This is a genomic window from Halomonas sp. C22, assembly GCF_007655045.1.
In the GTDB taxonomy this organism is placed as follows: domain Bacteria; phylum Pseudomonadota; class Gammaproteobacteria; order Pseudomonadales; family Halomonadaceae; genus Vreelandella; species Vreelandella hamiltonii.
In genome coordinates, this window is record NZ_VBVC01000001.1 from 407,936 (window position 1) to 434,456 (window position 26,521).

The window sequence follows — 26,521 nt, forward strand, 5'->3', positions numbered from 1 at the left end:
GGCTGGGCGGTCGTGGGTTGGATGGTAGGGGCGACGACGTCAGCGGCTGTTCAAAGCAGTTCCTCTGCTGCCAGTGCCAGCCGTGAGCGCTCGACGCTTTTCAGCGTTATGTGACCTGCATGGGGCCAATCCCGGAACCGCTCCACCACGGCGGCCATGCCGCAGGTGTTGGCGGTCAGATAGGGGGTGTCGATCTGCCCCACGTTGCCGAGGCAGACGATCTTGGTGTTACGCCCTGCCCGCGTCACCAGCGACTTGAGCTGCTTGGGCGTGAAGTTTTGCGCCTCGTCGATGATCAGAAACGTATCGTTGAGCGTGCGCCCGCGCATGAAGCTGGGCGAGCGGATCTGCACCCGCGAGCCGATCAACTGCCGCGTGGCACCGTTGTCCCAGCTCGACTCTCCCTCCTCGTTGCGCAGCAGGTTATCCATGTTGTCATGGAAGGCCCCCATCCACGGCGACATCTTTTCCTCTTCCGTGCCCGGCAGAAAGCCGATGTCTTCGCCCATGGGAATGGGTGCTCGAGTGAACACGATGCGTTCGAAGCGTTTGCTGTCCAGGGTCTGCTGAAACGCGGCGGCCAGGGTCATGAAGGTTTTACCGGTGCCCGCATTACCGGCAATGGTCACCAGGTCGATCTCGGGGTCCATGAGCAGGTTGAGGGTAAAGTTCTGGCGGCTGTCATGGGCGTGCACCCCCCAGACGCCTGCGTGGTGGCGGTAGTTGGTAAGCAGCTGCAAGCGGGCAGAGGAGGGCGATAGCTCCCGAACGATGGCTTCGAATTCCGCGCCGTTTTCGCTATCCGACACCAGCATGCCGACATGCCAGTCCCGGGGCATGGTGCCGCTGAGCTGGTAGAAAGTGTGGTGCGCGACGCGCTCGACATTGACCTCCACGTTGAGACTTTCCCAAAGCGAGGCACCGCCCAGGCCCGCGGCCTCGTACACCTTTGCCCCTTCGATCATCGCATCGCTATCGGAGAAGGCGCGGTCGTTGAGGTAGTCCTCGACGGGCACTTTCAGCGCGGCAGCCTTGACGCGAAGATTGATGTCCTTGGTGATCAGAATCACCGAGGCATCCGGGCGCTCGTCACGCAGGCGGCAGGTCTCTGCCAGGATGCGGTTGTCGGGACTGTCATCCAGCGCGTCGAACGGCTTCAGGTCGTTGTAGCACAAAAAGTGCAGCCGACCGGACTCCCCGCTGATACGTGGAATGGGGATGCCTTTCTGGATTTCATCGAAGGTGACCTGATTGGTCAGGTCGGACAGGGTGCGGCTGATCTGGCGAGCAGTGCGGGCAATTTCACGGATGCCGTTCTTGTGCTTGTCCAGCTCTTCAAGCACGGTCATGGGGATGACCACATCGTGCTCATCGAAATGATAGAGCGCGGCGGGGTCGTGAATCAGGACGTTGGTATCCAGCACATACAGCCTGGTGGCTTTCTTATCGAGTCGTACCATCGCGGAAACTACTCCTTGGTTGACGGCAATACCGACACTGGCAGATGCTCTTTACGCTTGGATGACACTTACCTGTGCCGCTTCGCTAGCGTGTCCTGCTCCTCCTTGTTAAGTACTTGCTTATAGCGTGGAAGGCTTTGGCCATTTTCGCCACCGCGATATTTCAACGTAGTCATTGATCCCTGTGGTGATGACGTTCGAGGCCTAGCGAGTCGCGCTCAGAAAACGCGTAACGCTGGTCAATAGCGCGGTGGCTACCACGCCAAGGCTTTCGCCCTCCACGTAGCGGTAGTAGTGGCTCTCCAGCGCCAGGTCATGATTGAGCGCGCAGAGCTGGCCGCTGGCCAATGCTTCTTTGACCAACGGGTAGGGCAGGAGTGCCCAGCCGGTGCCGTTGATCGCCGCATCACGGATCACCTCGAACATCGTCAACCCCAGGTAGTTGGTCGAAAACAGCGCTTCGCTGACCAGCCTGTCGCCCTGGTCGAAGGTCAGGCACACCTGCGTGTACTGGGCCAGATCATCTCGGGTGACGCTGGGCAGGCGGCTGAGCGGGTGATCGGGAGCGGCCACCAGACTCATGCTGACCGGTGCCAAGTGATTGGCCTTCACCGTGGTGCCCTCGGCGGTATACAGGCCGAAAGCGATGTCCACGGTTTGGCGCACCACGAACTGCGGGTGCTCTTGCGGGGGCAGCAGGTACACCGAAATGGCGGTCAGCGGGTAGCGCTGCTTCAGTTCGTGCATGACCTGACGCCAGAAGGCTTCGGGCAGCGCATCGTCGCGGGCAATGCACAGCTGGCTCTCGACGCCTTGCAAATGCTGCTGGCAATGCTTCTTGATCCGGCTGGCACTGGTCAGCAGGCGGTAGCAGTCCGGCAGCACGCTTTCGCCCACCGCCGTGAGCTGCAGGCTGTTGCCCGAGCGTTCGAACAGCGCCACCCCCAGGCTATCTTCCAGGGCGTTCACGGCCGCACTGAGCGTGCTGCGTTTCATGCCGGTATGCCGAGCCGCCGCCGCAAAGGAGCCGTGTTCGGTCACTTCGATAAACGCTTCCACCTGTTCTGCGCGCATGATGTTGCCTTCCTGGGTGCCAATAATATTGGCGCTGAGCGATTGGTTTAACGTGGCAGGTCTCCCTATGATACCCCGCGCTATCCCTACTTTTCATGGAGCAATTCGCGTGACCCCCTTCATCGCAGAGCGCCGTGCGCTCAGATTTTCCGCCATTTCTGCCAGTCTGTTCGCGTTTACCGGCCTGGCGCTCGGCCTGGCCAGTGGCTCGATCACGATACTCTTCGACAGCGGCTATTCGCTATTAAGTTTAGTGCTGGCCTCGCTGTCGCTGTTTGCCCTTCAGCAGGCGCGCAAGCCCGCTGATGATCACTACCCCTTTGGGCGGCTAACGGTAGAGCCGTTGGCAGTGCTGCTCAAAGGCGTGGTGATTGCCCTGGTCTGCCTGTTTTCGCTGGTCTCGGCGCTGTGGAGCCTGGTTCAGGGAGGCCGCCTGGTGACCCTGGACCTGGCTCTGATCTTTGGTGTGGTCAACGTCACGGGGTGTCTGGTGACGTGGTGGTGGCTGGCGCGTCATGCGCGGGTTGCCAAGTCTTCGCTATTGAATGCCGAGCTTCGTCAGTGGCAGATGGATACCTGGCTGAGTGCCGCCGTGATGCTGGGGTTCGTGCTGACCTGGGGGCTGACGTTGACGCCCTGGGCGCATCTGGCACGGTTCGCCGACCCGGTCATGGTGCTGATTATCGCGGGCTATTTCTTGCCCATGCCGATTCGCATGGTCAAGGATGCCTTGCGTGAACTGATGTTCGGTGAGCCCGTGGGCAGCGTTCGTCAGGAAGTGATTCAGGAAGTGGCGGATTTCGATATTGCCGACGACGATGTGCGCCTGGCCCAGGTGGGCAGTTTCCTGATGGTGGATATCCAACTGGACAAGCAGCAGATCGATGACGCCGAAGAGATCGTGGAAAGCGTCGAGCAGCACTGCAAGCAGCGTAATTTGCGCCCGGTCATGAGCATTACACTGGTGACCTGAGCCCGCATCAAAAAAGATTGACGGTGGCGCTGGGCGAGTGGTATTTAGCGCTACCGACAACTGGTGTCGGTTTATCACTGCTTGTGAGGGTTGTAAAAACATGCCATTGCGCCGCTGTTTGCCCGTACTGCTGGCTACCGTCCTGGTGGTTGGCTGTGCCAGTAATACCGTTGCCCCCCGTTACACCACGGATAACCCGGACGTCATGCGTATCGGTGGTGAGCGCCCCGTCAGCGCTGACCCGCGCACGGAAGATGCCGGCTCCTATTGCCTGGAAACCACCGAGCGTTGGAACGAGCACGGCCGCACGCCGGATGGCCAGACGCTATGGGCCAAGGATACCCTGCGTCGCGTGGTGCCTTGCCCCTGAGCGAAGGCACCTAAAGCCTCGCGCCAGCCTGCGGGCTGGCGCGGTGCTCACGCTTCGCGCTTTTGTGGTTTTCCCTTGCGAGGCGTGCCCGCCATCTCTTCCAGCTCGGCTTCACTCATGTCGTCGTACATCTCTTTCGATGCGCCATAGAGCTCACCGGGTTTGCTTTCCCCGCGTTTGGCGGAAAGGGCAGCGCCCGCCGCCTTTTGCTGTGCTTTTGAAGTGGCCTTCATGGTCAGACTCCTTTCTGTCGGTTGACTTCCAAAGCGTTGGCACGCTATTAAGTTTGGCAGTAGACGATGAGATGTCCACCGCCACGTTCAACTCACGAGACCTCCATGACCCCGGCCATCAATAGCGCACGGCAAGCAGGCATTGCCTTTCAACTACACGACTATCCACATGATGCAGCGGCCATGTCCTACGGCCTGGAAGCCGCCGATAAGCTGGGTGTTTCACCGGCACAAGTGTTCAAGACGTTGGTGGTCAGCCTGGATGGCAAGCAGCTGGCCGTGGGGATCGTACCGGTCGATTGCCAGCTGGGGCTGAAGCAGATTGCCAAGGCCGCAGGGGCCAAGAAGGCGGCGATGGCAGCGCCTGAAGCAGTGGAGCGCAGCACCGGTTACGTGCTGGGCGGCGTCAGCCCGCTGGGCCAGAAAAAGCGTTTGCCCACCTTCATCGATGCCTCTGCAAAGGCGTGGCCCACGCTGTATGTCAGTGCCGGGCGTCGCGGTTTGGAGATCGAACTCTCCCCCGATGACCTGGCGGCCTTGAGCCAGGGGCAATTCGCGGCGCTCTCCGCCTAGGCTTTGTACGAAAACTGCCTACGCTCGCCCATACGGCGTTAAAAATCGGCTCGTGCGCGAGTCCGATCAAAGTACTCATTTACACCTTGTAAACTCCGTCTTTTCGCCGATTTTTGCCTTGTCTGGCCATCGCTCGCCGACTTTTCGTACAAAGCCTGACGCCATGCCAAGGGCGGCCCGCTCCCAGTCAGGCAGGGCAGGGCGCTTTCTGGTATGGTGCTTCACATTATCGAATCGCTGGGCCTTATGCCCCTTCAGGAATTTCTTGTGTCAGATACCTCTTTTGCATCTCTTGCGCTGTCGCCTGCGCTGCTTGCCACGCTGGACTCCCTTGGCTATCACCAGATGACGCCGGTTCAGGCGCAGAGCCTGCCGCCCATGCTGGCGGGCCGCGACGTGATGGCCCAGGCCAAGACCGGCTCGGGTAAGACCGCCGCGTTTGGCCTGGCGCTGCTCTCTCAGCTCCGGGTGGAAGCGTTCAGCGTGCAAGGGCTGGTGCTGTGCCCGACCCGGGAGCTGGCAGACCAGGTAGCCGAAGAGCTGCGCCGTCTGGCGCGCGGCATGGCCAACGTGAAAGTGCTGACGCTGTGTGGCGGCGCCGCCTTTGGCCCGCAACTGGCCTCCCTGGAGCACGGTGCGCATATCGTGGTGGGCACGCCGGGGCGCATTGACGAGCACTTGCGCAGAGGCTCGCTGACGCTGGGGTCACTGACCACCCTGGTGCTGGACGAAGCCGACCGCATGCTCGATATGGGCTTTCAAGCCACCATCGACGACATCATTGCCGACACGCCTGCCGACCGCCAGACGCTGCTGTTCAGCGCCACCTTCCCGGACGAGCAGTCGACCGAAGGCCTGGCCATCATGACACGGGGTGTCATGCGCGACCCGGTCAGCGTCAAGGTGGAAGAGACCCACGATGCCACCACCATCGAGCAGCACTTCTACGCCGTGGCCAACGACGACGCACGCTTTGCGGCGCTGAAACAGCTGCTGCTGGCCACGCGCCCCACCACCAGCGTGGTGTTCTGCAACACCAAGCGCGAAACCCAGGCGGTGGCCGACAGCCTGGTCGATGCGGGTTTCAGTGCGGTGGCCCTGCACGGCGACCTGGAGCAGAAGGATCGTGATCGACTGCTGGTGCTGTTTGCCAACCAGAGTGCGTCGATTCTGGTTGCCACGGACGTGGCCGCCCGTGGGCTGGACATCGCCCAGCTGGATGCCGTCTTCAATTACCAGATCGCCCGCGAGCTGGAGGTTCATGTACACCGGGTCGGGCGCACCGGGCGTGCCGGTGCCAGCGGTATCGCCTGCACGCTGGTGACCCCGCAGGAGCAGTATCGCCTCGAACGCCTTGCGGAGCTGCTGGGCGAGCCGCTGACCACCGAGCCGCTGCCCAAAGCGTCCGACAGCACTCCGTTCGAGCCACCCATGGCCACGCTACAGCTGGCAGGTGGCAAAAAAGACAAGCTGCGCCCTGGCGACATTCTGGGCGCCTTGACCAGTGAAGGCGGCCTGCGGGGAAATCAGGTGGGCAAGATCAAGGTACTGGCCCGCAGCGCTTACGTGGCGGTGGAGCGCGGTGCCGTTCAACGCGCCCAGGCCAAGCTGGAGCGGGATAAACTCAAGGGGCGTGCTTTCCGAGTGCGCCGCATTCGTCACTAACAGGATCAGCGCAGCAAGCCATGAAAACACCCAAACGATTACAGCCCCTGGTCGACGATGGCCTGATCGATGAGGTGCTGATGCAGTTGATGAGCGGCAAGGAAGCGCAGGTGTACGTCGTACGCTGTGGTGACGAGACGCGCTGCGCCAAGGTCTTCAAGGAGGCCAAGCAGCGCAGCTTCAAGCAGGCGGTGCAGTATCAGGAAGGGCGCAAGGAGCGCAACAGCCGCCGCGCGAGGGCCATGGCCAAGAAGACCCGCTACGGTCAGAAAGAGCAGGAACAGGCGTGGCTCACCGCCGAGGTGGACGCGCTGTATCGTCTGGCCGCTGCCGACGTGCGGGTTCCCAAGCCCTATGGTTTCGTGGATGGCGTGCTGCTGATGGAGATGATCACCGACGCCGCAGGCGACGTGGCCCCGCGCCTTGACGATGTCACCCTGACCCACGAGCAGGCGCTGCGCTATCACGCCAAAGTGATCCAGGACGTGGTGCGTATGCTGTGTGCCGGTCTCATCCACGGCGATTTATCCGAGTTCAACGTGCTGGTGGATGCCGACGGCCCGGTCATCATCGACCTGCCCCAGGCGGTGGATGCCGCAGGTAACAACAGCGCCGCCGCCATGCTCGAGCGCGACGTCAACAACATGCGCGCCTATTTTGGCCGTTTTGCTCCGGAGCTGCTGGACACCCACTACGGCAAGGAGATGTGGGCGCTCTATGAGTCCGGCGAGCTGCACCCCGAAAGCCAGCTGACCGGCCACTTCGAGTTCGACAGCCACATTGCCAACGTGGCAGAGCTGATGGAAGTCATTGACGACGCCAAGGAAGAAGAAGCCGAACGCCTGGCGCGCCTGCGCGGCGATGACGACGAAGATTAGCCGCCGATATCGTGTACACTAGGCTATCCATTAGCAGAGTAACGACATGCGCGGGTGTCGGCGGCCGGTCGCCAGTGCTTGAGTAGGTCACGTTTCAGGGAGGGGCGTGAAGGGAAGTCGTTTCAGTGCAGCAAGTGCCAGAGCGCTGGCCGTGTCGCTGGGTGTCGGCGCCCTGGGCGGCCTGCTGTTTCAACTGCTGAACCTTCCCCTGGCCTGGATGCTGGGCCCGCTGGTGGCCAATCTGCTGGCCTCCGCCAAGGGCGCCAGCGTTGCAGTGCCCGAGCCGCTGCGCAACGTGTTCCTGGCCGTCATGGGGCTGGTGCTGGGCAGCCAGGTAACGCCGGAGCTGGCACATCGTGTGCTGGACTGGCCGCTGTCGGCGGCGCTGCTGCTGCTCGGGGTGGCCGCCTCCACGGCGGTGGCCTCGGCCTGGTACCGGCGCTGCGGGTTCGACCCGGTGAGCGCCTGGTTTGGTGCCGCTCCGGGCGCGATGACGGCAATGATTCTGCTGGGCGAAAAGTGTGGTGGTGACCCTCAGCGCATCGCCGTAGCCCAGTCGCTGCGCATTATTCTGGTCATTCTCTTCCTGCCACCGCTGTTCTGGGCCTTTGAAGGGGGCGAAGGCTCGTTGGGGCCAGCCGCTTCGTCGCTGGAACACGGCTGGATGCTGCTGACCATTCCCCTGCTGATACCGCTGGGCCGCTGGCTGCGCATCCCCAGCTCGGCGCTGCTGACTCCCTTGCTCATGGCCGCCCTGCTGTCGGGGCTGGACATGGCCAGCCTGGCGCTGCCCCAGTGGGGCATGAACCTGATGCTGTGGGTACTGGGCAGTGCCATTGGCTCGCGTTTCCAGGGCATGACCCGCAGGTTGCTGGGCCGCTACCTGTGGCAATCGGGCGTGGCGACCCTGCTGGCCCTGATGGCCCTGGCGGTATTCGCCGAACTCATTCATCGTACCGTGGGGGTGGGCCGAGATGTGGCGCTGCTGGCGCTGGCCCCTGGCGGCATCGGTGAAATGGCGATTCTGGCCGTTGCCCTGGATATCGACCCGGTCTTCGTGGCATTTCATCACCTGCTGCGCATGATTACTCTGATGGTGTTCGCGCCGTTCTGGGCGCGCTGGCTGTTGAGCCGCCGCCGAGCGCACTGACAGACGCCATTCGGCTCTCTTCAAAGGCTCCTTCGTCAAGGACTTCCCATGTTGTCACGCCTGCTGTTGCCGCTGTTCCAGTTTTTTGAACGCCGCGTAAACCCCTACCCGGAAGGTGAGGTGTCGACGCCTCCCCACGGGCTGCTGCCGTTTATCTGGCACTTTTCGCGGCCAGTCTGGCCCTGGCTGCTGCTGATGTCGCTGATGACTGCCGTGGTGTCCGCCGCCGAGGTAATGTTCTTCAGCTACATGGGCGAGCTGGTGGATTGGCTGGGCCGGGTCGAGCGGGCCGACTTCTGGGCGCAGCACGGGCTGTGGCTGGCGGGCGTCGGCTTGGCGGTGGTGGTCGGGCTGCCCCTGCTGGTACTGGGCCAGTCGCTGATTACCCACCAGAGTATTTTTGGCAACTACCCGATGATTGGCCGCTGGCTCTCGCATCGCCATATGCTGAGCCAGAGTCTGGCGTTCTATCAGGACGAGTTTGCCGGGCGCGTGTCGCAGAAAGTGATGCAAACGGCGCTGGCCGTGCGGGAGACCGTCACCAAGATCATGGACCTGATGGTCTACGCCATCGTCTACTTTACCGGTGCGGCGATTCTACTGGGGCGGGCAGACCCCTGGCTGCTGCTGCCGCTGGGTGCCTGGCTGGTGGGCTATCTGGGCATCATGCGCTACTTCGTGCCCCGGCTGCGGGACGTTTCCATGGCCCAGGCGGATGCCCGTGCGCAGATGACCGGCCGGGTCGTCGATAGTTATAGCAACATTCAGACCATCAAGCTGTTTGCCGACACCCAGCGCGAAGAGCGCTACGCCAAGGATGCCATGGAAGGCTTCATGATCACCGTACACCGTCAGATGCGGCTGGTCACGGTGATGAGTGTCTGCCTGACGCTGCTCAATACGCTGCTGCTGGTCGGCACCGCCGGTATGGCCATTGCGGCCTGGTTCCTGGAGGCGATCTCGCTGGGGGTGTTGGCCATTGCCATTGCGCTGGTGATGCGTATCCGCTTCATGTCGGACTGGATTCTCTGGGAGGTCGCCGGGCTGTTCGAGAATATCGGTACGGTGCAGGATGGCATGAACACCATCGCCCAGCAGCCGACGGTCAAGGATGCCCCCAACGCCAAGGCGCTGAGCGTGCCCAAAGGCGAAATCGTCTTCGACGCCCTGCGCTTCCAGTATGCCCAGGCCAAGGGGCAGAGCCGACACGTGTTCGACGGGCTGAGCCTGACCATTCGACCCGGCGAGAAGATCGGCCTGATTGGCCGCTCCGGGGCGGGTAAGTCGACCCTGGCGAACCTGCTGCTGCGTTTTTACGATCTGCAGGGAGGGCGCATTCTGATCGACGGCCAGAACATTGCCGAGGTCACCCAAACGTCGCTGCGCCACCAGATCGGCATGGTCACCCAGGACACGTCGCTGCTGCACCGCTCGCTGCGCGACAACATTCGTTACGGCAGCCCCCAGGCCAGCGATGACGATGTATGGCAGGCGGTGTGCCGCGCCCATGCCGATACGTTCGTTCATGATCTGGTCGACCCACAGGGGCGCCGGGGCCTGGATGCCCATGTGGGCGAGCGGGGCGTCAAGCTCTCCGGGGGCCAGCGTCAGCGCATCGCCATTGCTCGGGTACTGCTCAAGAATGCGCCTATTCTGGTGCTGGACGAAGCCACCTCGGCGCTGGACTCCGAAGTGGAGGCCGCCATTCAGGAGCAGCTGGATGCTCTGATGGAAGGCAAGACCGTCATCGCCATTGCCCATCGGCTTTCGACCATTGCCATGCTGGATCGCTTGATCGTGGTGGATGAAGGCCGCCTGGTAGAGAGCGGCACCCATCAGGAGCTGCTGGCCCGCAACGGCATTTACGCCGGCCTGTGGCAGCGCCAGTCGGGCGGTTTTTTGGGCAATGACCTTGATTCTGAACAGGCGACCCCCATGTAGCCGTAGAGAGTCAATACTAGACCGGTCGCCTATTTTTGGCGCATGCAAAGGAGATAGTGATGCAAGCCATACAGCTACGCGCCCCCGGTGGGCTGGACCACCTCGATGTCGTCGACCTCGCTGCGCCCGGCGAGCCCGGCCCCGGCGAGATCAAGGTGCGCCTGCACGCCAGCTCGCTGAACTTCCATGACTATGCCGTGGTGGCGGGGATGATCCCTGCCGCTGATGGCCGTATCCCCATGTCGGATGGGGCCGGGGTCGTGGAGGCCGTGGGCGAGGGAGTAGAGGAGTTTGCCGTCGGTGATGCAGTGGTCTCGACGTTCTTCCCCGATTGGCTGGAAGGCCCCGCTCGGGTAGGCGATTTTGCCACCACACCCGGCGATGGCGTCGATGGCTATGCCCGTGAGCAGGTGGTGCGTCCGGCCAACTGGTTCACCCACCAGCCGAAGGGTTACAGCCATGCCGAGTCCGCCACGCTGACCACGGCGGGGTTGACCGCCTGGCGTTCACTGGTGGTAGACGGCGGGCTGAAAGCGGGCGATAGCGTGATGGTGCTGGGCACCGGGGGCGTCTCCATCTTTGCTCTGCAGTTTGCCAAGCTGATGGGCGCCCGGGTCATCGCCACCTCGTCGTCCGATGCCAAGCTGGAGCGCCTGCGTGAACTGGGCGCCGAGCACACCATCAACTATCGTGACACGCCGGAGTGGGGCAAGCGCGTGCTGGAGTTGACCCACGGTGAAGGGGTCGATCACGTGGTGGAAGTCGGTGGGCCGGGCACCTTGCCGCAATCCATCGACGCCGTGAAAATCGGCGGGCACATTTCGCTGATCGGCGTGCTGACCGGCCGTGAAGGCGAGGTGCCCACGGCAAAGCTGATGGCCAAGCAGGCACGTTTGCAGGGGCTGATCGTGGGCAGCCGCCGCCATCAGATGGAGATGATCAAGGCGATCGAGGCAGCCAATCTGAAGCCGGTGATCGACCGGGAGTTTGCGCTGGCCGATATCGCGGATGCGTTTCGTCATCAGGAGTCTGGCAAGCACTTCGGTAAAATCTGCCTCAGCTATTGATCGGGTGACCGCTTGATCGAAGGCAAAGTGATCGAACCCGAGCAGATCAAGCCCGTGTCAGATAGCGACAAGCACAACGCCCGCCACTATGGCGGGCGTTGGTGGCGGGCGTTGTGTTTCATACCAGCGAAAAGGGAATGACGCTGAACGGGCTCGCTACGCTTTGCAGCTGAATACCACGCCCTTGACCTCGAGCTCCCAGATATCATCGTAGGGCACGGTGACACCATCTATATCCCCGGGGTCACCGGTGCTGTTCTTGATGAAGGTCTCCGGGATCACTTTGACCCCCGTCATACCCACGTGCTGTATGCGCGCGCTGAACCGATTACCGTCTTGTTCGATCAGCACCCGCTCCCCAGCAATGCACTTCGCAAGCTTCTCGTGTAGCTCTTCCCTGGTGACGTCAACCACGCTCATCGTTGCCTCCTGCGCATCGCTCATCAATGTATTGGCCTTATCCTAACGACTTTATTCTAGACGATAAGTTCGGCTATCTGCGTGGTCGTACGTGGGGCATGCTAATCTTGATCTACTTTACCGGCGCGAGGCGCGATATGGATCAAGGCCCGACGAATGCAGCGCCAGCTCCGTGGGAAGTAGTGGAACTGGAAGCCTTTCAAACACCGCAGCATACCCAGGCCAGCCAGTGGAAGCGCAGTTGGCGCGTGGCCACTGCCTGGATGCTGGGAAACCGTGCCGACAGGCGTCAGGCGGCACTGGAGAGTGAGCTGCGCGCCTTGCCGGAAGTGAAACTCGCCCACTGGGCGCCTTCGGTGGATTGGACGCCTGCCGCGATGAGCTTGCATCGGGCGCTGGCCGCCTATCAAGAGGCACCGCTGGTGCTGTTCGTGTCGCCTCCCCACGGTGGGCATGCGGATATCGTTGGCCACTGGGCGGGACAGCACGGCATCGAATGCCTGGAGGTGCCTACCTTTGCCGAGCGCATGGCTGGAGAGCTGGCGTGGGTAACGGCGGCTGCCCCGGCAAAGCGCTGGGCCATTCCGGCGCTGGAGCGGCATTTCCTGCGTCATGCCTACGGTTTGCAGGGCGTGCGCGCGCTGGTGGAGCGTGCCCAGGGCGGGCGGCTGGGGCAGGGCGTGTTGGGGTGTGATAGCTGGAGCTACGCCTTTCTGAAGCAGGCCGTCGGGCTGGAAGGGGTTCCCGTGTTGACGCTGCAAGGGCTAGAAGGCGCACAGCTGGCGGACTATTTTTCCCAGGCTGCAGGCCAGTGCCCGCCCGTTTACAGCACCCGTACACGACAGCCCGTGCTGGAGGACTCCCCCAAACAAAAGGGCGTGTTCAAGGAGCTCCAGCAGTTGGCGGCCCATAGTCGCGGCCACCTGGGAATTGCCTGGCACTATTGGCGTGAGCGCCTGCGTGAACCGGCCGAGGACGCCCGCGCTCACTCGGGCAACCGTTCCGATCATGGCGAAACATCGCTATGGCTGCTGGATACGCTGGCGGATGCGGAGCTCCCCGCCGACACTGGCGATCTGGCCACCCTGCTGCTGCACACCCTGTTGATCCATGGGGGGCTGGAGGATCAGGCGTTGGCCCACGTGCTGCCTTTCTCGGAACACGAGATAGTGAGCGTTAGGTTCGCGCTGGCCAGTCGCGGCATGCTGCACTGCCATCAGGGGCGGTGGCAGGTGGCACCCTTGAGCTACGCCAGCGTTCGGCAACTGCTGGAATCGAGACACTACCTGGTAGACCCGCTTTAGGAGCCCCCATGGACGATCACGAACAGTATGCCCGCCTGTTTAACGAGCTGGATAGCGAAGCCTTCATCACGCTGGGGCTGCTGCTGGCAGGTGCCATCGTGCTGATCATTGCCAGCCAGCGGGGGCTCAACTGGCTGGCCAATCGGTTGCATGGCCCGATCAGGTTTCGGGTCTTTGCGCTGGTGCCGCTGACGCGTCTGCTGATCCTGATCACGGCCCTGGCCATTGCGGTGCCCATCGTCATCGAGCCCTCTTTACCCAACATGGTGACGCTGTTGGGGGCCATAGGCCTGGCCATCGGTTTTGCCCTGAAGGAGTATGTCAGCAGCCTGATTGCGGGCGTGGTCTCTGCCGTCGAACTGCCCTATCGGCCCGGAGACTGGGTCAATATCGAAGGCACCTACGGAGAGGTCAAGCATGTGGGGATGCGTACGGTAGAGATTCAAACGCCGGACGATGATCTGGTGGCCGTGCCGCACTTGAAGCTTTGGGATTCGGCCATCTACAACGCCAACAATGGCGGCGCCAGCCTCCAGTGTGTGGCCAGCTTCTACCTGCACCCTGAGCACGAAGGCGGCTGGGTGCGCCAAGCGCTGCGCGACGTAGCGTTGACCAGCGCCTACCTGAAGTTCGACAAGCCCATCATCGTCGTGGCCGAGGAGAAACCCTGGGGAACGCACTATCGCATTCGTGCTTATCCCGTCGACCCGCGTCAGCAGTTCCTGTTCGTGACCGATTTGACGGTACGCGGCAAGGCGATTCTGAGCGATGCCGGTATTCGTCCCGCGCTACTGTCCCCTGAGATGCTGATGGATGCCCAGAGCGCGGGGCGGACATGAAGGCGCAGGGCGAGAGGCTCTACATCGGCTGGGACGTGGGCGGCTGGAATTGCGACCATAACCCGGCCAGCCGAGATGCGCTGGTGGTACTCGATGCGTCACTGACCCTGGTGGGAGCGCCCTGGCGGGGCAATCTGCGCGAGACGCTCAATGACGCCGCCTCGCCTGGTGATCTGATCACGCGCCTGTTGGGGCTCTGTCAGCACGTGGCGGGCGGTGGTGAACGGGTCTTCATGGCGGTGGATACACCGCTGGCGCTGCCGCAGGCACTGCTGGCCCTGGCCAGAGGGGAAGCCGTCGCGTCACTGGGCCGCTCTCAGGAAAACCCCTATCTCTACCGACACACCGAGCGTTGGCTGTTCGAACGTGGCGTCACGCCGCTATCGCCCATCAAGGACATGATTGGCAGCCAGGCCACCAAAGGCATGCACGTGCTGGCGCGCTTTGCGCCGCAGAGCGTGGCGTGCGGTCAGTGGCAGAGCGAGCAGGGGGAGCTGACTGTCGTGGAGGGGTATCCATCCCCCGCCAAACGCTCCGAGGGCTTTGCCGCTTTGCGCCAGCGCTGCGTGATCCCGGCCCAATGGCAGGCGGTGCTGCACCAGCCCACCCCCCGCCAGCAGGACATGCACGATGCATGGCAGTGTGCGTTGCTGGCCTGGGCACTGGAGCATGCGCCCCAACAGGTTGCCTGGCCGCCAGCGGAGATGCCGACGGCCGAAGGATGGATTTTCGTTCCTGGTGATGCGCTGAAGGGCTAGCCGCTCAGGTGTTCTCTTCCGGCAGTTCGGCGCTGTGGAAGACGTTCTGCACGTCGTCCAGCTCGTTGAGCATGTTCAGCAGCTTTTCGAACATGGCGACGTCGTCACCTTCCACCGGCGTGGTGTTCTGCGGCAGGAACTGGATTTCATCCACTTCGAAGTCGATCTCGCCAAAGGCGTCCAGCAGTGCCTGCTTGGCCTTGGCGTAATCGGTGTTCGGAGCAAATACCGTGATGCGACCGTCTTCCTGCTCGATGTCGGTGACGTCCACGTCGGCTTCCATCAACGCTTCCAGCACGGCTTCTTCATCGCCACCGCTAAACGAGAAGATGGCGCAGTGATCGAACATGTGGCTCACACTGCCCGGCGTGCCGATCTTGCTCTTGGTCTTGGTAAAGCAGCCGCGCACATCGCCAAAGGTGCGGTTGGGGTTGTCGGTGAGGCAGTCGACGATGACCATGGCGTTGCCGGGGCCGAAGCCCTCGTAACGAGCGGACGAGAAGTCCTCGCCTCCGGCACCGCTGGCCTTGTCGAGGGCCTTGTCGATGACGTGGGACGGCACCTGGTCTTTCTTGGCACGCTCCATCAGGCCGCGTAGCGCCAGGTTGCCATTGGGGTCGGTGCCCCCTGCCTTGGCGCAGACGTAGATTTCACGCCCGTACTTGCTGTACACCTTGGTTTTCGCAGCGGCCGTCTTGGCCATGGATTCCTTACGGTTCTGAAACGCCCTACCCATATTGAAGTCCTTTATTAACCATGAACTGCCTGCACGGCAGGCGTCATTGATCGGCGTTGCCGAACGTTCTGAAAAAGGAAAATTTTACCCAACAGCGTACCATGCTAACAGCGTTATTTAAGGCCGTATTCAAGGCCGGGGGAGGATTCCACGATGCGCGGCCCAGGCAGCCACCCGCCTGCGCTTGAGCTGGCGTATACTGGTGCGTTGATCAACCGCTGGACTCATGGAGAAACGCATGCCGCTGACGCTCTGGTTATCGCTGGCCGCCATCTGTGCCATGGGGGCCATGTCCCCGGGGCCAAGCCTCGCGCTGGTACTGCGCCATACCCTGGGAGGCGGGCGGCTGCCCGGCGTGACCGCGGCGGTGTTCCATGCCCTGGGTGTGGGTTTTTATGCCCTGTTGACCGTGCTGGGGCTGGGGGCGCTGGTGGTACGCCACCCCGAGGTCTTTCAGCTGATCACCTGGGGTGGGGCCGCCTACCTGGCGTGGCTGGGGATCAAGGCCTTGCGGGCCGGGCGCGCCAGCTCGCTGGCGGCCGATGCGGTGGTCACCACGTCAGGCCAGGCGGCCCGAGAAGCGGTGCTGGTGGCTCTGGGCAATCCCAAGCTGATCATCTTTTTCGTGGCCCTGCTCAGTCAGTTCGTGACGCCGGACATGAGCCCGTTGGCCAAGGGCATCATCGTGGCCACGGCGATGGTCATCGATGGCGGCTGGTACGTGCTGGTGGCCGTGGGGCTGTCGCACTCGCGAGTGCTGCCCTGGCTGCAGCGCCACGCCCACTGGGTCAACCGTGTTACCGGTGTGCTGCTGATCGCGCTGGCGCTGAGGGTCGTGGCGGGGCCACTGCTATAAGCAGCCATGGTGGAAAATTCGCGCAGGCGTGAGCCGCCGGGCTGGTGCTGGCAGGCCGCCTCGTGGCAAGGTAGCGTCAGACGATAGCAAGAGGGTGTGTGATGAGCATTTACGAACAGGATTGCTACACCCATCAGGGCCAGCCCTTCAACCTGCGTGCGCTGCGCGGCCAGGTGCTGTTGGTGGTCAACGTCGCCAGCCAGTGTGGCTTTACGCCCCAGCTCAAGGAGCTGGAAAGCCTGTACCAACGCTACCGTGACCGTGGCTTTACTGTGCTGGGCTTTCCCTGCAACCAGTTTGGGCGGCAGTCGCCCGAAAGCGCCGAAGCATTCTGCACCTTCGGGGAGCAGCAGTTCGGGGTCAGCTTTCCGCTCATGGAGAAGGTGAACGTCAACGGGGGCAACGCGCATCCGCTCTTTACGCTGCTCAAGCAGGGAGCGCCAGGCGTGCTGGGCACGCGGGCCATCAAGTGGAACTTCACCAAGTTTCTGGTCGCCAGAGACGGGCAAGTGCTGGCGCGTTTTGGCCCACGAGACCATGGCCCACGTCTGCGCCTGGCCGTGGAGGCGGCGCTGGACAAGGCGTGAAGGGGCTAGAGCTCGCCCCGGCTGACCATCAGCCGCTGCATCAGGTCGTTCCAACGGTGGCGTACCATCATGGTGGTCAAGCCCGAAAACAGCGCCCAGGTTTTGCGCCGCCAACCCTTCAGGCGCAGGTTGTGATTGACCAGCTGCTTCATCAGCTTGTAGTCATCGAACTTGCGCCACTCGCTGGCCACCGACAGCTGATGGCGTGACAGCACCGGGGCCAGCTCGATACGGAACACCCACTCGAGCTCCTTGAGCGGTAGCCCGTGCTGTTCGATGACCTCGATCATGCGGGCGTAGTCGCGCTCGGTGGGTTCGCGGTCCAGCCAAAGCGGGGCGAGCGCCAACCAGAGGTCGCCGCGTTCATCGACTAGCTGCTGTGCATTCATCACGGTTCTCATCGGCAGGAAGTGGGCAGGGCGTTATCCTGCCGTGAATCCCCCATAACCTCAAGAGCGGACAGGGCGCGCCTGGCCCGCTAGAATAGCGCCTACTGGCAAGTGAGCACGAGGGTGCTCCGATGATACTCATCCGATGAAGGGGTCCAATGTGATCATTAAACCGAAAGTTCGGGGCTTTATCTGCACCACTACTCATCCTAAAGGCTGCGAACAGAACGTTCTCGAACAGATCGAAGCGACCCGCGCCCGTGGTTTGGACAAGCGCCAGGGCCCGAAGAAAGTGCTGGTGATCGGGGCTTCCAGCGGCTACGGCCTGGCGGCGCGTATCACGGCGGCCTTCGGCTACGGTGCCGATACCCTGGGCGTGTTCTTCGAAAAGCCCGGCAGCGAGAAGAAGCCCGGCACGGCGGGCTGGTACAACAGCGCGGCCTTCGACAAGTTTGCCAAGCAGGAAGGGCTGTACAGCAAGTCCATCAACGGCGATGCGTTCTCCCATGAAGCTCGCGAGAAAGCCATCGAGCTGATCAAGCAGGACATGGGCGAGATCGACCTGGTGGTTTACTCACTGGCCTCGCCGGTGCGCAAGATGCCCGATACCGGCGAGCTCAAGCGCTCCAGCCTGAAGCCCATCGGTGAGACCTACCGCGCCACGGCCATCGATACCAACAAGGACGTGATCATCGAAGCCGAGGTGGAGCCGGCGACGCAGCAGGAGATCGACGACACCATCACCGTGATGGGCGGCGAAGACTGGGAGCTGTGGATGAGCGCTCTGGCAGACGCAGGCGTGCTGGCCAAAGGTGCCCGCAGCGTGGCGTTCAGCTATATCGGCACCGAAATCACCTGGCCGATCTACTGGCACGGTGCCCTGGGGAAAGCCAAGGAAGACCTGGACCGCGCAGCGGCGGCCATCGATGCCAAGCTGCAAGAGAGCGGCGGCGGTGCCAACGTGGCGGTGCTGAAATCCGTCGTTACCCAGGCCAGCGCGGCGATTCCGGTGATGCCGCTGTACATCGCCATGGTGTACCGCATCATGAAAGAGCAGGGCCTGCACGAAGGCACCATCGACCAGTTGAACCGTCTGTTCGGCGAGCGCCTCTACTCAGACCAGCCCGGTGAGATGGCCACCGACGAGCAGGGCCGTCTGCGTCTGGACGACTGGGAGCTGCGTGACGACGTTCAAAAAGCCTGTCAGGACCTGTGGCCAAACGTCACCACCGAGAACCTGTTCGACATTACCGACTATGCTGGTTACAAGCATGAGTTCCTGAAGCTGTTTGGCTTCGAACGTGACGATGTGGACTACGATGCCGATGTGAACCCCGATGTGGCGTTCGATGTCGTAACCTTATGAAGTCGTAACCCTGTAACCTTTGGTGCGACGGAGCGAGAAGCCGCCGCGCTGTTTCATCTAACCGGTCAGGAAGAGGTGGAGTATGGATACCAGAGAGAGCAAGACCCCGGAAGAAGAGAAAGAGCACGTACTGAACCAGCGGTTGCCCGAAGATTTCGACAAGGCGGCGCCGCATAAACAGCCGGAGGCCAAGAAGCCCCCCAGTGGCATGCACAAGCTGCTGCCCGTGGTGATCATTGGCCTGGGCCTGGTGGTGGCGGCCTTTGTTATCCTTGGCATGGGCAACAGCGGCGGTTGACGCAGCACCTTCGTTTGCCGGGCCAGTGGCCCGGCAATTTGCATTTATGCGCCGTGTTTTTGTTCCTGCGGTCATGGCGCTGCCTTCCGCGCCGCAATTGGGTAAGATGACGTTTGATTTGAACACGTTATCTCGACAGCCAGCGGCGGTTTCCATGCAGTGCCTCTCACCTTGTCACACCTTCACATGCCCACTCGGCCGTTGACGCCTTCCCCCGATCAGCGTCGGCGGGTTGCCTTTGTGCTGCTTCCCGGGTTTTCGTTATTGGCCCATGCCAGCGCCATCGAGCCACTGCAGATGGCCAATCAGCTCAGTGGCCAGATGCTGTATCACACGGTGACGCTCAGCCTGGATGACGAGCCCGTGCGCAGTGCAGCGCAGCTTTCGCTGCTGGCCCAGCACTCGTTGGAAGCCGCTCTTGGGCCGCTGGACATGCTGCTGGTCTGCGCACCGACACCGCTACCCTACGTACTGCCCGCCAGGCTTCACGAGTGGCTGCGCGGTCATCAGGGCAGGGGCGTTGCGCTAGGCGGCCTGGCGGGGGGCACCGAAGTGCTGGCCCGCTGCGGGCTGCTGGAAGGCTATCGCGCGACGCTGCCCTGGCAGCGCTTCGACGCATTTGCTCAGGCGTACCCCCAGGTCACGCTTTCCCAGCAGCTGTTCGAGATCGACCGTGACCGTCTGACCTGCGCGGGCGGCACCGCCGCCATGGACATGATGCTGACGTTGATCGGCAAGCATCACGGCCCACGGCTGGCAGAGCAGGTCTCGGAGCAGTTCGTGTGCGATCGCATTCGCCTTGCCGATGAGCGCCAGCACGTACCGCTGCGCCACCGCCTGGGCCACGCCCCGCAAAGCCTGGTGGATGCGGTCACGCTGATGGAAGCCAATATCGAAGAGCCGCTTTCGACCCTGGAACTGGCCGAACATCTGGGCATTTCCCGGCGTCAGTTGGAGCGGCTGTTCAAGAAGTTCCTGCAGGCGGTGCCCAGCCGTTATTATCTGGACTTGCGGCTGCAGGAAGCCCGCAAACAGCTCAGAGAGAGCGACCGTCCCGTGGGCGACATTGCCCTGATGACCGGTTTCTCCTCGGGCGCGCACTTTTCCACCGCCTACCGTAACCACTTTGGGATCACCCCGCGGGAAGAGCGGCTGGGGTAGGCGCAGCTTTTCATAATTTAGCGTCCCAATCGTGAAAGCAGGGCGGCCACCGCCCCTCGTATACTGATGTCATCGCTGACTCCACCGGAGGATTTGTTTCATGAGCCACACCCCAAGTCGCCAGGATTTCGACCACTACATGATGCCCAACTACTCACCGCAACAGAGCATTCCGGTGCGTGGTGAAGGCAGCCGCCTGTGGGATCAGCAAGGCCGTGAATACATCGATTTTGCCGGGGGGATTGCGGTGAACTCGCTGGGCCACTGCCACCCGGTACTGGTCAATGCGTTGAAAGAGCAGGGCGAGAAGCTCTGGCACTTGTCCAACGTGTTCACCAACGAGCCTGCGCTCAAGCTGGCCAGGACGCTCACCGAGCGCACCTTCGCCGACAAGGTATTCCTGTGCTCTTCCGGCGGTGAAGCCAACGAGGCGGCGCTGAAGCTGGCGCGCCGCTGGGCGGTGGATCACCACGGCGAGCACAAGGACAAGATCATCTCGTTCTACCAGTCTTTCCATGGCCGCACCTTCTTCACCGTGAGCGTGGGCGGGCAGCCAAAATACTCCCAGGGCTTTGGCCCGGTGCCCGGCGGCATTCTGCACGCCAACTTCAACGACCTGGAGAGCGTGCGCAAGCTGGTGGGCGATGACACCTGCGCCATCATGGTCGAGCCCATGCAGGGGGAGGGCGGCATCGTGCCTGCCACCCAGGAGTTCCTGCAGGGCCTGCGCGATCTGTGCGACGAGCACAACGCGCTGCTGATTTTCGATGAAGTGCAAACCGGCGTTGGCCGCAGCGGCGAGCTGTACGCCTACAAGAACTTCGGCATCACTCCGGACATTCTCACCAGCGCCAAATCGCTGGGCGGTGGCTTCCCGATCGGCGCCACCTTGACCACCGACGCCATTGCCCAGTCGCTGGTGATCGGTACCCATGGTTCCACTTACGGCGGCAACGCGCTGGCATCGGCGGTGGCCCTGGCGGCGGTCGAGTTCATCGACACCCCCGAAGTGCTGCAAGGGGTCAAGCAGCGTCACGACCTGTTCCGTGAGCATCTGGAAACCATCAACCGCAAGCACGGCGTGTTCAAGGAAATCCGCGGCATGGGCCTGTTGATGGGCGCACAGATGTCCGATGCCTTCGAAGGTCGCGCCAAGGATATCCTGCCGCTGGCCATGGAAGAGGGCGTGATGGCGCTGATCGCAGGTCCCAATGTGCTGCGCATGGCGCCGTCGCTGGTGATCCCCGAGGCCGACATCGCCGAAGGCATGGCGCGTCTCGAACGAGCCATCGAGCGCCTTGTTGCCAGCGCATGAGCAGGCCGCAAGCGTTACCAGAAGGAGCGTTGAGCATGCTGGTTATACGTCCGGTCACTCTGGCTGACCTGCCTGCCCTGGAACAGCTGGCCGAGCACGCCGTTCCTCGGCTGACCAACCTGCCTGCCAACCGTGAGCGGTTAGAGGAGCGCATCCTGCGCTCCCAGGAGGCGTTTGGCAGCGAGGTCGATTTTCCGGGTAACGAGCAGTACATGTTCGTGCTGGCGGACGATCATCGTCATGAGGTACTCGGTACCGCCACCATCCGCGCCCAGGCGGGGGCCGCCGAAGCCTACTATACCTACCGCCAGGAGACGCTGATCCACGCCTCCCAGCAGCTCAACGTGCGCCGGGAAGTACAGACCCTGGCGCTGTCCCACGAGGTCTCGGACGCCACGCTGCTCTGTGCGCTGTCGCTCAACCCGCGTTACAAGGGCACCAGCGCCGAGAGCCTGCTGCGGCGGGCGCGGCTGATGTTCATTGCCCAGTACCCGGAGCGCTTCTCGCGGATTCTCGCCGTGGCGTTTCCGGGGTACCTGGATCGTCAGAATGAATCACCCTTCTGGGAGAGCGTGGGCCGCCACTTCTTTGCCCGCGGTTTCCAGGAGATGAACCACATGGCCGGGGTGCGCTCGAAAAGCTTCATCGCCGAGGTGATGCCCCAGTTTCCGCTCTACCTGCCGCTATTGACGCCGCCCGCCAGGGCAGCCATTGGCCGTGAACATCCGGCCCATGAAGCGGCGCTGGCGGAAATGCTGGCGGAAGGCTTCGTTCGTTCCCGGCACGTGGATATCTTCGATGCCGGGCCCATCGTCAAGGCCGAGCGCGAACGGCTGGAAACCTGTCGTCGTGCCGCCTGGCACCCGGTGCGGGTGCGCCCGGAGCATGCCTTGCCGGATGCCGAACCGGCGATGATCGCCAACCAGACGCTGAGCGATTTTCGCTGCATCGTGGCGCGCTATGCGCTTTCGCCCACCGGGCAGCTAATGCTTTCCCCGCAGCATGCGGAGCGCCTGGGGGTAGAAGAGGGGCGTGCCGTATTGGCGGCACCGTTAGCCCTGCCCAGCGCCGTCGATGCGCTCGATGAAGGAGAGATGTAATGCGCATTCGCCCCATTGCCCGTGATGATCTGGATGGGCTCCAGGCGCTGGCGCAGCAGGCAGGCGTTGGCTTTACCTCGCTGCCGGATAACCGTGAGTTCCTGGCGGGCAAGATCGACGCCGCCGCCCGTGCGTTCGAAGAGCGTACGCCAGTGGACGACCGGCTCTACTTTTTTGTACTGGAAGATGAGTCCAACGGCGAACTGGCAGGCTGCTGCGCCATTGAAGGTCAGGTGGGTCGTGAGGTGCCGTTCTACAACTATCGGCTTGGCACCCTGGCCCACTCTTCGGTACAGCTCGATCTGCATCGCACCATCGATACGCTGTTTTTGAGCTCGGATCATACCGGCGATGCCGAGGTGTGCTCGCTGTTCCTGCGCCCGGAGTACCGTGGCGAGGCCAACAAGCATTTGCGCAACGGTGCGCTGCTTTCCAAGGCGCGCTGGCTGTTCATGGCTCAGTTCCGCGACCGTTTTCCCGAGAAGGTGCTTGCCGAAATGCGCGGCGTGTTCGATGAAAACAACGTCAGCCCGTTCTGGCAAAGCCTGGGCAAGCACTTCTTCCCCATGGATTTCAGCGAGGCAGACCGGCTGACTGGCCTGGGGCAGAAAAGCTTCATTGGCGAGCTGATGCCCAAGTTTCCCATTTACACCACGTTCATGTCGGAAGAGGCGCGGGCCTGTATTGGTCAGGTACATCGCCACACCCGCCCGGCGCTGGAGATGCTCAAGAAAGAGGGGCTGCGCTGGGAAGGCTACATCGACATCTTCGACGGCGGCCCCACGGTGGAAGCCTATATCGATGATGTGCGGGCGATCCGCAATTCACGCTGCTATCAGGTGGAGGTGTCGCCCGACGCTGCCGCAGAAAGCGTCAGCCGCTGGCTGGCGGCCACCACCCAGATGCAGCACTTTACCGCTGGCTGGATTGGCCGAGGCCCCGCCGACGAAAGCACCGTCGTTCTGACCCCTCAGGAGGCCGAGCGGTTGGGCGTCGCCACGGGCGACACGCTGCGTCTGCTGGAAACCTGATCTGCCCACATACCCGACTACCCGGCTCAGCAAAGGAGAGCGTCATGCATAACCCGAACGCACGCACCCCGCGTATGCCCGCCCAACAGCAGCAGTTGATCGATGGGGCCTGGGTGGTCGGCGAGGCCGCCCCCGTGACCAAGCACGACCCCGTGGCAGGCACGCTGCTCTGGCAAGGGGCTTCGGCGTCGCAGCCCCAGGTGGGGCGGGCAGTCGAGGCCGCCAGGGCCGCCTTCCCCGGTTGGGCGCGCACTCCCTTTGCCGAGCGTCAGGCGCTGGTGGAGCGGTTCGTCGAGGTGCTCAAGGCGCGCCAGGAAGACCTGGCCGTGGCGATTGCCGCAGAAACCGGCAAGCCGCTATGGGAAGCGCGTACCGAAGTCGGAGCCATGGTGGGAAAGGTGGCGCTCTCCATCAAGGCGTACCACGAGCGCACCGGCGAACGTGAAAAAGAGGTGGGTACCGCCAGGGCGGTCCTGCGCCATCGCCCCCACGGGGTAATGGCCGTATTCGGCCCCTATAACTTCCCTGGGCACCTGCCCAACGGCCACATGGTGCCCGCGCTGTTGGCGGGTAACACGGTGGTGTTCAAGCCCAGCGACCAGACCCCGCTCACCGCGGATTTGACCCTGCAGTGCTGGCTGGAAGCCGGCTTGCCCGCCGGGGTGATCAACCTGGTACAAGGCGGCGTGGCTGTGGGGCAGGCGCTCTCTGCCCACCCGGGTATCGATGGCCTGCTGTTTACCGGCAGCGCCAAAGTGGGCGGCCTGTTGCAGCAGCAGTTTGCCGGGCAGCTGGATAAAATCCTCGCCTTGGAGCTCGGGGGCAACAACCCGCTGGTGGTCAAGGAGGTGGATGATCAGCGCGCAGCTGTCCTGACCATTTTGCAGTCGGCGTTTCTTTCCGGCGGCCAGCGCTGCACCTGCGCCCGTCGTCTGATGATTCCCCAGGGGGAGGTGGGAGATCGTCTCATCGACGCACTCTCCGAGGCGATTGCCAAGCTGCACGTGGCCGGGCAGTTCGACGAGGAGCCCGCGCCGTTCTATGGCGGCCTGGTGAGCGTGGCCGCGGCCGATGGCCTGCTCAAGGCGCAGGACGAACTGGAAGCCATGGGCGGCACGGTGATCAACCGTATGCAGCGCCTGGCAGAGAACACCAGCCTGCTCAGCCCCGCGCTGATCGACGTGACCGGCCTGGAGGTGCCCGATGAAGAGCACTTTGGCCCGCTGCTGAAAATCCATCGCTATGCCGATTGGGACGAGGCGTTGGCACTGGCCAACGACACCCGCTACGGCCTTTCGGCGGGGTTGATCGGCGGCGAACAGGCGGATTGGGACGACTTCCTGCTGCGTATTCGCGCAGGCATCGTGAACTGGAACCGCCAGACCACGGGGGCATCGGGTGACGCGCCCTTCGGCGGCGTAGGCGATAGCGGCAATCACCGCCCCAGCGCTTTTTATGCCGCCGACTACTGCGCCTACCCCGTTGCCTCCATGGAGGCCGACAGTCTGGAAATGCCGGAAACCCTGCCACCGGGAGTCACTCTATGAGCGTCCACAGCATTCGGGAAGTCAACTTCGACGGCCTGGTCGGGCTGACCCACAACTACTCGGGACTGGCCCACGGTAATGTGGCCTCCATGAGCCACGGGGGCCTGGTCTCCAACCCCCGAGAGGGCGCGCTGCAGGGGCTGGCCAAGATGAAGTCGCTGATGGATGCAGGCTACGCCCAGGGCGTTCTGCCCCCGCAGCAGCGGCCGGACCTGGGCGCGCTGCGCGACTTGGGCTTCAGCGGCAGCAACCGAGATATCCTCGCTCGAGCGGCGCAGCAAGCGCCACAGCTGCTGCGGGCGGTGTGCTCGGCTTCCAGCATGTGGACCGCCAACGCGGGCACCATTACGCCTGGCGTGGATGCGCCGGATGGTCGGGTACACTTTACCCCGGCCAACCTGCAGTCGAGCTTCCACCGCTACCTGGAGCCGCGCACCACGGGGCGCGTACTCCAGGCGATTTTCCGCGATGAGCAGCACTTCGCCCACCACCCGGTGCTGCCCGCCACTCCCGCGTTTTCCGATGAAGGGGCGGCTAACCATACCCGGTTGTGCGGTGAGTACGGCGAGCCCGGCGTGCACCTGTTCGTGTATGGTCGCCAGGCGTTTGGCGGCGGGCGCAGCGAGCCCAAGCGCTATCCCGCCCGGCAAACGCTGGAAGCCAGCCAGGCGGTGGCTCGCCAGCACGGGCTAAGCGACGCCCAGACCGTGTTCGCCCAGCAGCACCCGGAGGCCATCGATGCGGGCGTGTTCCACAACGATGTGATTGCCGTGGGCAACGGCCCGGTGCTGCTCTACCACGAAATGGCGTTTCTGGACGAGGCGCGGACCCTGGACGAGCTACGCGCCAAAATGAGTACGCCGCTGATTCCCATTCGGGTCTCGGCGGAAGCGGTGAGCATGGAAGACGCGGTGGCGTCGTACCTGTTCAACTCCCAGCTGCTTTCCAACCCGGATGGCACCATGACCCTGGTGGTGCCCAGCGAGTGTCAGGAGCGGGAGGCCGTGTGGCGCACGCTGCAGGACTTCATCCTGGCAGGCAATAACCCCATTGGCGAAGTGATCGTCAAGGACGTGAAGCAGAGCATGCGCAACGGCGGCGGCCCCGCCTGCCTGCGCCTGCGCGTGGTGCTCAGCGACGCCGAGCGCGCAGCCCTCAGCGGCCGCGTGCTGCTCGACGATGCGCTCTATAACGACCTCACCGCCTGGGTGAGCCGCCACTACCGCGACCGCCTCGCCACCGACGACCTGGCCGACCCGCAGCTCGTCACGGAAGTCCTCACCGCGCTGGATGAGCTGACGCAGCTGCTGAACATTGGCTCGGTGTATCCGTTTCAACAGGGGTAAGCGCCCTGCCACACAGCCCATCATGAGATTCTCTCATGATGAGTTGAATTAATGTCGCTTTTCATTCATGTGGTGGTCTGGCAT

At 62.9% G+C, this 26,521-nt stretch carries 27 protein-coding genes; 21 read left to right on the forward strand and 6 right to left on the reverse strand.

Features of this window, described 5'->3' with window-relative positions:
• Positions 1 to 50: 50 nt before the first annotated feature.
• Together FEU76_RS01900 and FEU76_RS01905 are read right to left on the reverse strand one after the other, a co-directional pair.
• Entirely contained in the window at positions 51 to 1,460 is a 1,410-nt protein-coding gene (locus FEU76_RS01900; RefSeq protein ID WP_039175727.1) for a PhoH family protein, read from the reverse strand.
• A 204-nt stretch (positions 1,461 to 1,664) separates the two neighbouring features.
• Positions 1,665 to 2,534, reverse strand: coding sequence for a LysR family transcriptional regulator (locus FEU76_RS01905; protein WP_144979902.1), 870 nt, complete (start codon positions 2,532 to 2,534; stop codon positions 1,665 to 1,667).
• Between the two features lie 109 nt (positions 2,535 to 2,643).
• Between FEU76_RS01905 and FEU76_RS01910 the strand changes: the two genes are divergently transcribed.
• The gene (locus FEU76_RS01910) at positions 2,644 to 3,507 is read left to right on the forward strand and encodes a cation diffusion facilitator family transporter (RefSeq protein ID WP_144979905.1); all 864 of its coding nucleotides are present in this window, start codon (positions 2,644 to 2,646) and stop codon (positions 3,505 to 3,507) included.
• A gap of 100 nt (positions 3,508 to 3,607) precedes the next feature.
• Positions 3,608 to 3,877: a hypothetical protein gene (locus tag FEU76_RS01915; protein ID WP_081139031.1), complete on the forward strand. Its 270-nt coding sequence runs from the start codon at positions 3,608 to 3,610 to the stop codon at positions 3,875 to 3,877.
• A 47-nt stretch (positions 3,878 to 3,924) separates the two neighbouring features.
• Here the strand turns inward: FEU76_RS01915 and FEU76_RS01920 are convergent, their stop codons facing one another.
• Positions 3,925 to 4,110, reverse strand: coding sequence for a DUF3008 family protein (locus FEU76_RS01920; protein WP_016916392.1), 186 nt, complete (start codon positions 4,108 to 4,110; stop codon positions 3,925 to 3,927).
• A 105-nt stretch (positions 4,111 to 4,215) separates the two neighbouring features.
• Between FEU76_RS01920 and ybaK the strand changes: the two genes are divergently transcribed.
• The 6 genes from ybaK to FEU76_RS01950 all read left to right on the forward strand — a co-directional run bounded on the left by ybaK (position 4,216) and on the right by FEU76_RS01950 (position 11,384).
• The gene (gene ybaK, locus FEU76_RS01925) at positions 4,216 to 4,683 is read left to right on the forward strand and encodes a Cys-tRNA(Pro) deacylase (protein ID WP_144979908.1); all 468 of its coding nucleotides are present in this window, start codon (positions 4,216 to 4,218) and stop codon (positions 4,681 to 4,683) included.
• A gap of 267 nt (positions 4,684 to 4,950) precedes the next feature.
• Positions 4,951 to 6,348 carry an ATP-dependent RNA helicase DbpA gene (gene dbpA, locus FEU76_RS01930; RefSeq protein ID WP_144979911.1) on the forward strand — a complete coding sequence of 466 codons (1,398 nt, stop codon included), beginning with the start codon at positions 4,951 to 4,953 and terminating at the stop codon, positions 6,346 to 6,348.
• A 20-nt stretch (positions 6,349 to 6,368) separates the two neighbouring features.
• Positions 6,369 to 7,226: a PA4780 family RIO1-like protein kinase gene (locus FEU76_RS01935; protein ID WP_081139037.1), complete on the forward strand. Its 858-nt coding sequence runs from the start codon at positions 6,369 to 6,371 to the stop codon at positions 7,224 to 7,226.
• A gap of 106 nt (positions 7,227 to 7,332) precedes the next feature.
• The gene (locus FEU76_RS01940; RefSeq protein WP_081192376.1) at positions 7,333 to 8,376 is read left to right on the forward strand and encodes an AbrB family transcriptional regulator; all 1,044 of its coding nucleotides are present in this window, start codon (positions 7,333 to 7,335) and stop codon (positions 8,374 to 8,376) included.
• A gap of 48 nt (positions 8,377 to 8,424) precedes the next feature.
• A complete protein-coding gene (locus FEU76_RS01945) occupies positions 8,425 to 10,317 on the forward strand; it encodes an ABC transporter ATP-binding protein (RefSeq protein ID WP_144979914.1) in 1,893 nt (630 codons plus the stop codon).
• A 59-nt stretch (positions 10,318 to 10,376) separates the two neighbouring features.
• On the forward strand, positions 10,377 to 11,384 hold the full coding sequence (locus tag FEU76_RS01950) for a zinc-dependent alcohol dehydrogenase family protein (RefSeq protein WP_081192372.1): 1,008 nt from the start codon (positions 10,377 to 10,379) through the stop codon (positions 11,382 to 11,384).
• Between the two features lie 156 nt (positions 11,385 to 11,540).
• Here FEU76_RS01950 and FEU76_RS01955 read toward each other — a convergent pair whose 3' ends face one another.
• A complete protein-coding gene (locus FEU76_RS01955) occupies positions 11,541 to 11,804 on the reverse strand; it encodes a hypothetical protein (protein WP_016916399.1) in 264 nt (87 codons plus the stop codon).
• 137 nt (positions 11,805 to 11,941) lie between these two features.
• On the opposite strand from FEU76_RS01955, the gene FEU76_RS01960 reads away from it, so the two are divergent.
• From FEU76_RS01960 to FEU76_RS01970, 3 genes are read left to right on the forward strand one after another with little or no spacing between them, the layout of a single operon-like run.
• Positions 11,942 to 13,108: a hypothetical protein gene (locus FEU76_RS01960; RefSeq protein WP_144979917.1), complete on the forward strand. Its 1,167-nt coding sequence runs from the start codon at positions 11,942 to 11,944 to the stop codon at positions 13,106 to 13,108.
• 8 nt (positions 13,109 to 13,116) lie between these two features.
• On the forward strand, positions 13,117 to 13,947 hold the full coding sequence (locus FEU76_RS01965; protein ID WP_144979920.1) for a mechanosensitive ion channel family protein: 831 nt from the start codon (positions 13,117 to 13,119) through the stop codon (positions 13,945 to 13,947).
• A complete protein-coding gene (locus FEU76_RS01970; RefSeq protein WP_144979923.1) occupies positions 13,944 to 14,705 on the forward strand; it encodes a DUF429 domain-containing protein in 762 nt (253 codons plus the stop codon). The genes FEU76_RS01965 and FEU76_RS01970 overlap by 4 nt, the downstream gene beginning before the upstream one ends.
• A 4-nt stretch (positions 14,706 to 14,709) precedes the next feature.
• On the opposite strand, the gene FEU76_RS01975 is transcribed toward FEU76_RS01970, so the two are convergent.
• Positions 14,710 to 15,441, reverse strand: a complete 732-nt coding sequence (locus FEU76_RS01975; protein ID WP_100731086.1) for a YebC/PmpR family DNA-binding transcriptional regulator — start codon at positions 15,439 to 15,441, stop codon at positions 14,710 to 14,712.
• 238 nt (positions 15,442 to 15,679) lie between these two features.
• Here FEU76_RS01975 and FEU76_RS01980 point away from each other — a divergent pair, with 238 nt between their 5' ends.
• Positions 15,680 to 16,297: a LysE family translocator gene (locus FEU76_RS01980; protein ID WP_144979926.1), complete on the forward strand. Its 618-nt coding sequence runs from the start codon at positions 15,680 to 15,682 to the stop codon at positions 16,295 to 16,297.
• Positions 16,298 to 16,398: 101 nt separating this feature from the next.
• Positions 16,399 to 16,884: a glutathione peroxidase gene (locus FEU76_RS01985; RefSeq protein WP_016916405.1), complete on the forward strand. Its 486-nt coding sequence runs from the start codon at positions 16,399 to 16,401 to the stop codon at positions 16,882 to 16,884.
• 5 nt (positions 16,885 to 16,889) lie between these two features.
• Here the strand turns inward: FEU76_RS01985 and FEU76_RS01990 are convergent, their stop codons facing one another.
• Complete coding sequence (locus tag FEU76_RS01990; RefSeq protein WP_039175751.1) at positions 16,890 to 17,273, reverse strand: DUF7079 family protein; 384 nt, start codon at positions 17,271 to 17,273, stop codon at positions 16,890 to 16,892.
• 160 nt (positions 17,274 to 17,433) lie between these two features.
• Between FEU76_RS01990 and fabV the strand changes: the two genes are divergently transcribed.
• The 8 genes from fabV (at position 17,434) to astB (ending at position 26,437) form a co-directional block, all read left to right on the forward strand.
• The gene (gene fabV, locus FEU76_RS01995) at positions 17,434 to 18,639 is read left to right on the forward strand and encodes an enoyl-ACP reductase FabV (RefSeq protein ID WP_144979929.1); all 1,206 of its coding nucleotides are present in this window, start codon (positions 17,434 to 17,436) and stop codon (positions 18,637 to 18,639) included.
• Positions 18,640 to 18,721: 82 nt separating this feature from the next.
• Entirely contained in the window at positions 18,722 to 18,937 is a 216-nt protein-coding gene (locus tag FEU76_RS02000) for a hypothetical protein (RefSeq protein WP_016916408.1), read from the forward strand.
• Positions 18,938 to 19,123: 186 nt separating this feature from the next.
• A complete protein-coding gene (locus FEU76_RS02005) occupies positions 19,124 to 20,098 on the forward strand; it encodes a GlxA family transcriptional regulator (protein ID WP_170919521.1) in 975 nt (324 codons plus the stop codon).
• A 100-nt stretch (positions 20,099 to 20,198) separates the two neighbouring features.
• Positions 20,199 to 21,413, forward strand: a complete 1,215-nt coding sequence (locus FEU76_RS02010) for an aspartate aminotransferase family protein (RefSeq protein ID WP_100731903.1) — start codon at positions 20,199 to 20,201, stop codon at positions 21,411 to 21,413.
• Between the two features lie 35 nt (positions 21,414 to 21,448).
• A complete protein-coding gene (locus FEU76_RS02015) occupies positions 21,449 to 22,513 on the forward strand; it encodes an arginine N-succinyltransferase (RefSeq protein ID WP_144979932.1) in 1,065 nt (354 codons plus the stop codon).
• Entirely contained in the window at positions 22,513 to 23,544 is a 1,032-nt protein-coding gene (gene astA, locus FEU76_RS02020; protein WP_016916412.1) for an arginine N-succinyltransferase, read from the forward strand. The genes FEU76_RS02015 and astA overlap by 1 nt, the downstream gene beginning before the upstream one ends.
• A 74-nt stretch (positions 23,545 to 23,618) precedes the next feature.
• Positions 23,619 to 25,091 carry a succinylglutamate-semialdehyde dehydrogenase gene (astD, locus tag FEU76_RS02025; protein ID WP_100731912.1) on the forward strand — a complete coding sequence of 491 codons (1,473 nt, stop codon included), beginning with the start codon at positions 23,619 to 23,621 and terminating at the stop codon, positions 25,089 to 25,091.
• Positions 25,088 to 26,437, forward strand: coding sequence for an N-succinylarginine dihydrolase (astB, locus tag FEU76_RS02030; RefSeq protein WP_144979935.1), 1,350 nt, complete (start codon positions 25,088 to 25,090; stop codon positions 26,435 to 26,437). Before astD ends, astB begins: the two co-directional genes overlap by 4 nt.
• The last annotated feature ends 84 nt before the right edge of the window (positions 26,438 to 26,521 follow it).

What these genes read in the sequence shown, in the direction of transcription:
- FEU76_RS01900 (WP_039175727.1), bottom strand. Translation starts at nt 1,460, where the DNA reads ATGGTACGACTCGATAAGAAAGCCACCAGGCTGTATGTGCTGGATACC.
- FEU76_RS01905 (WP_144979902.1), bottom strand. Translation starts at nt 2,534, where the DNA reads ATGCGCGCAGAACAGGTGGAAGCGTTTATCGAAGTGACCGAACACGGC.
- FEU76_RS01915 (WP_081139031.1), top strand. Translation starts at nt 3,608, where the DNA reads ATGCCATTGCGCCGCTGTTTGCCCGTACTGCTGGCTACCGTCCTGGTG.
- FEU76_RS01920 (WP_016916392.1), bottom strand. Translation starts at nt 4,110, where the DNA reads ATGAAGGCCACTTCAAAAGCACAGCAAAAGGCGGCGGGCGCTGCCCTT.
- ybaK (WP_144979908.1), top strand. Translation starts at nt 4,216, where the DNA reads ATGACCCCGGCCATCAATAGCGCACGGCAAGCAGGCATTGCCTTTCAA.
- FEU76_RS01935 (WP_081139037.1), top strand. Translation starts at nt 6,369, where the DNA reads ATGAAAACACCCAAACGATTACAGCCCCTGGTCGACGATGGCCTGATC.
- FEU76_RS01945 (WP_144979914.1), top strand. Translation starts at nt 8,425, where the DNA reads ATGTTGTCACGCCTGCTGTTGCCGCTGTTCCAGTTTTTTGAACGCCGC.
- FEU76_RS01950 (WP_081192372.1), top strand. Translation starts at nt 10,377, where the DNA reads ATGCAAGCCATACAGCTACGCGCCCCCGGTGGGCTGGACCACCTCGAT.
- FEU76_RS01955 (WP_016916399.1), bottom strand. Translation starts at nt 11,804, where the DNA reads ATGAGCGTGGTTGACGTCACCAGGGAAGAGCTACACGAGAAGCTTGCG.
- FEU76_RS01960 (WP_144979917.1), top strand. Translation starts at nt 11,942, where the DNA reads ATGGATCAAGGCCCGACGAATGCAGCGCCAGCTCCGTGGGAAGTAGTG.
- FEU76_RS01965 (WP_144979920.1), top strand. Translation starts at nt 13,117, where the DNA reads ATGGACGATCACGAACAGTATGCCCGCCTGTTTAACGAGCTGGATAGC.
- FEU76_RS01970 (WP_144979923.1), top strand. Translation starts at nt 13,944, where the DNA reads ATGAAGGCGCAGGGCGAGAGGCTCTACATCGGCTGGGACGTGGGCGGC.
- FEU76_RS01975 (WP_100731086.1), bottom strand. Translation starts at nt 15,441, where the DNA reads ATGGGTAGGGCGTTTCAGAACCGTAAGGAATCCATGGCCAAGACGGCC.
- FEU76_RS01980 (WP_144979926.1), top strand. Translation starts at nt 15,680, where the DNA reads ATGCCGCTGACGCTCTGGTTATCGCTGGCCGCCATCTGTGCCATGGGG.
- FEU76_RS01985 (WP_016916405.1), top strand. Translation starts at nt 16,399, where the DNA reads ATGAGCATTTACGAACAGGATTGCTACACCCATCAGGGCCAGCCCTTC.
- FEU76_RS01990 (WP_039175751.1), bottom strand. Translation starts at nt 17,273, where the DNA reads ATGAATGCACAGCAGCTAGTCGATGAACGCGGCGACCTCTGGTTGGCG.
- FEU76_RS02000 (WP_016916408.1), top strand. Translation starts at nt 18,722, where the DNA reads ATGGATACCAGAGAGAGCAAGACCCCGGAAGAAGAGAAAGAGCACGTA.
- FEU76_RS02005 (WP_170919521.1), top strand. Translation starts at nt 19,124, where the DNA reads ATGCCCACTCGGCCGTTGACGCCTTCCCCCGATCAGCGTCGGCGGGTT.
- FEU76_RS02010 (WP_100731903.1), top strand. Translation starts at nt 20,199, where the DNA reads ATGAGCCACACCCCAAGTCGCCAGGATTTCGACCACTACATGATGCCC.
- FEU76_RS02015 (WP_144979932.1), top strand. Translation starts at nt 21,449, where the DNA reads ATGCTGGTTATACGTCCGGTCACTCTGGCTGACCTGCCTGCCCTGGAA.
- astA (WP_016916412.1), top strand. Translation starts at nt 22,513, where the DNA reads ATGCGCATTCGCCCCATTGCCCGTGATGATCTGGATGGGCTCCAGGCG.
- astD (WP_100731912.1), top strand. Translation starts at nt 23,619, where the DNA reads ATGCCCGCCCAACAGCAGCAGTTGATCGATGGGGCCTGGGTGGTCGGC.
- astB (WP_144979935.1), top strand. Translation starts at nt 25,088, where the DNA reads ATGAGCGTCCACAGCATTCGGGAAGTCAACTTCGACGGCCTGGTCGGG.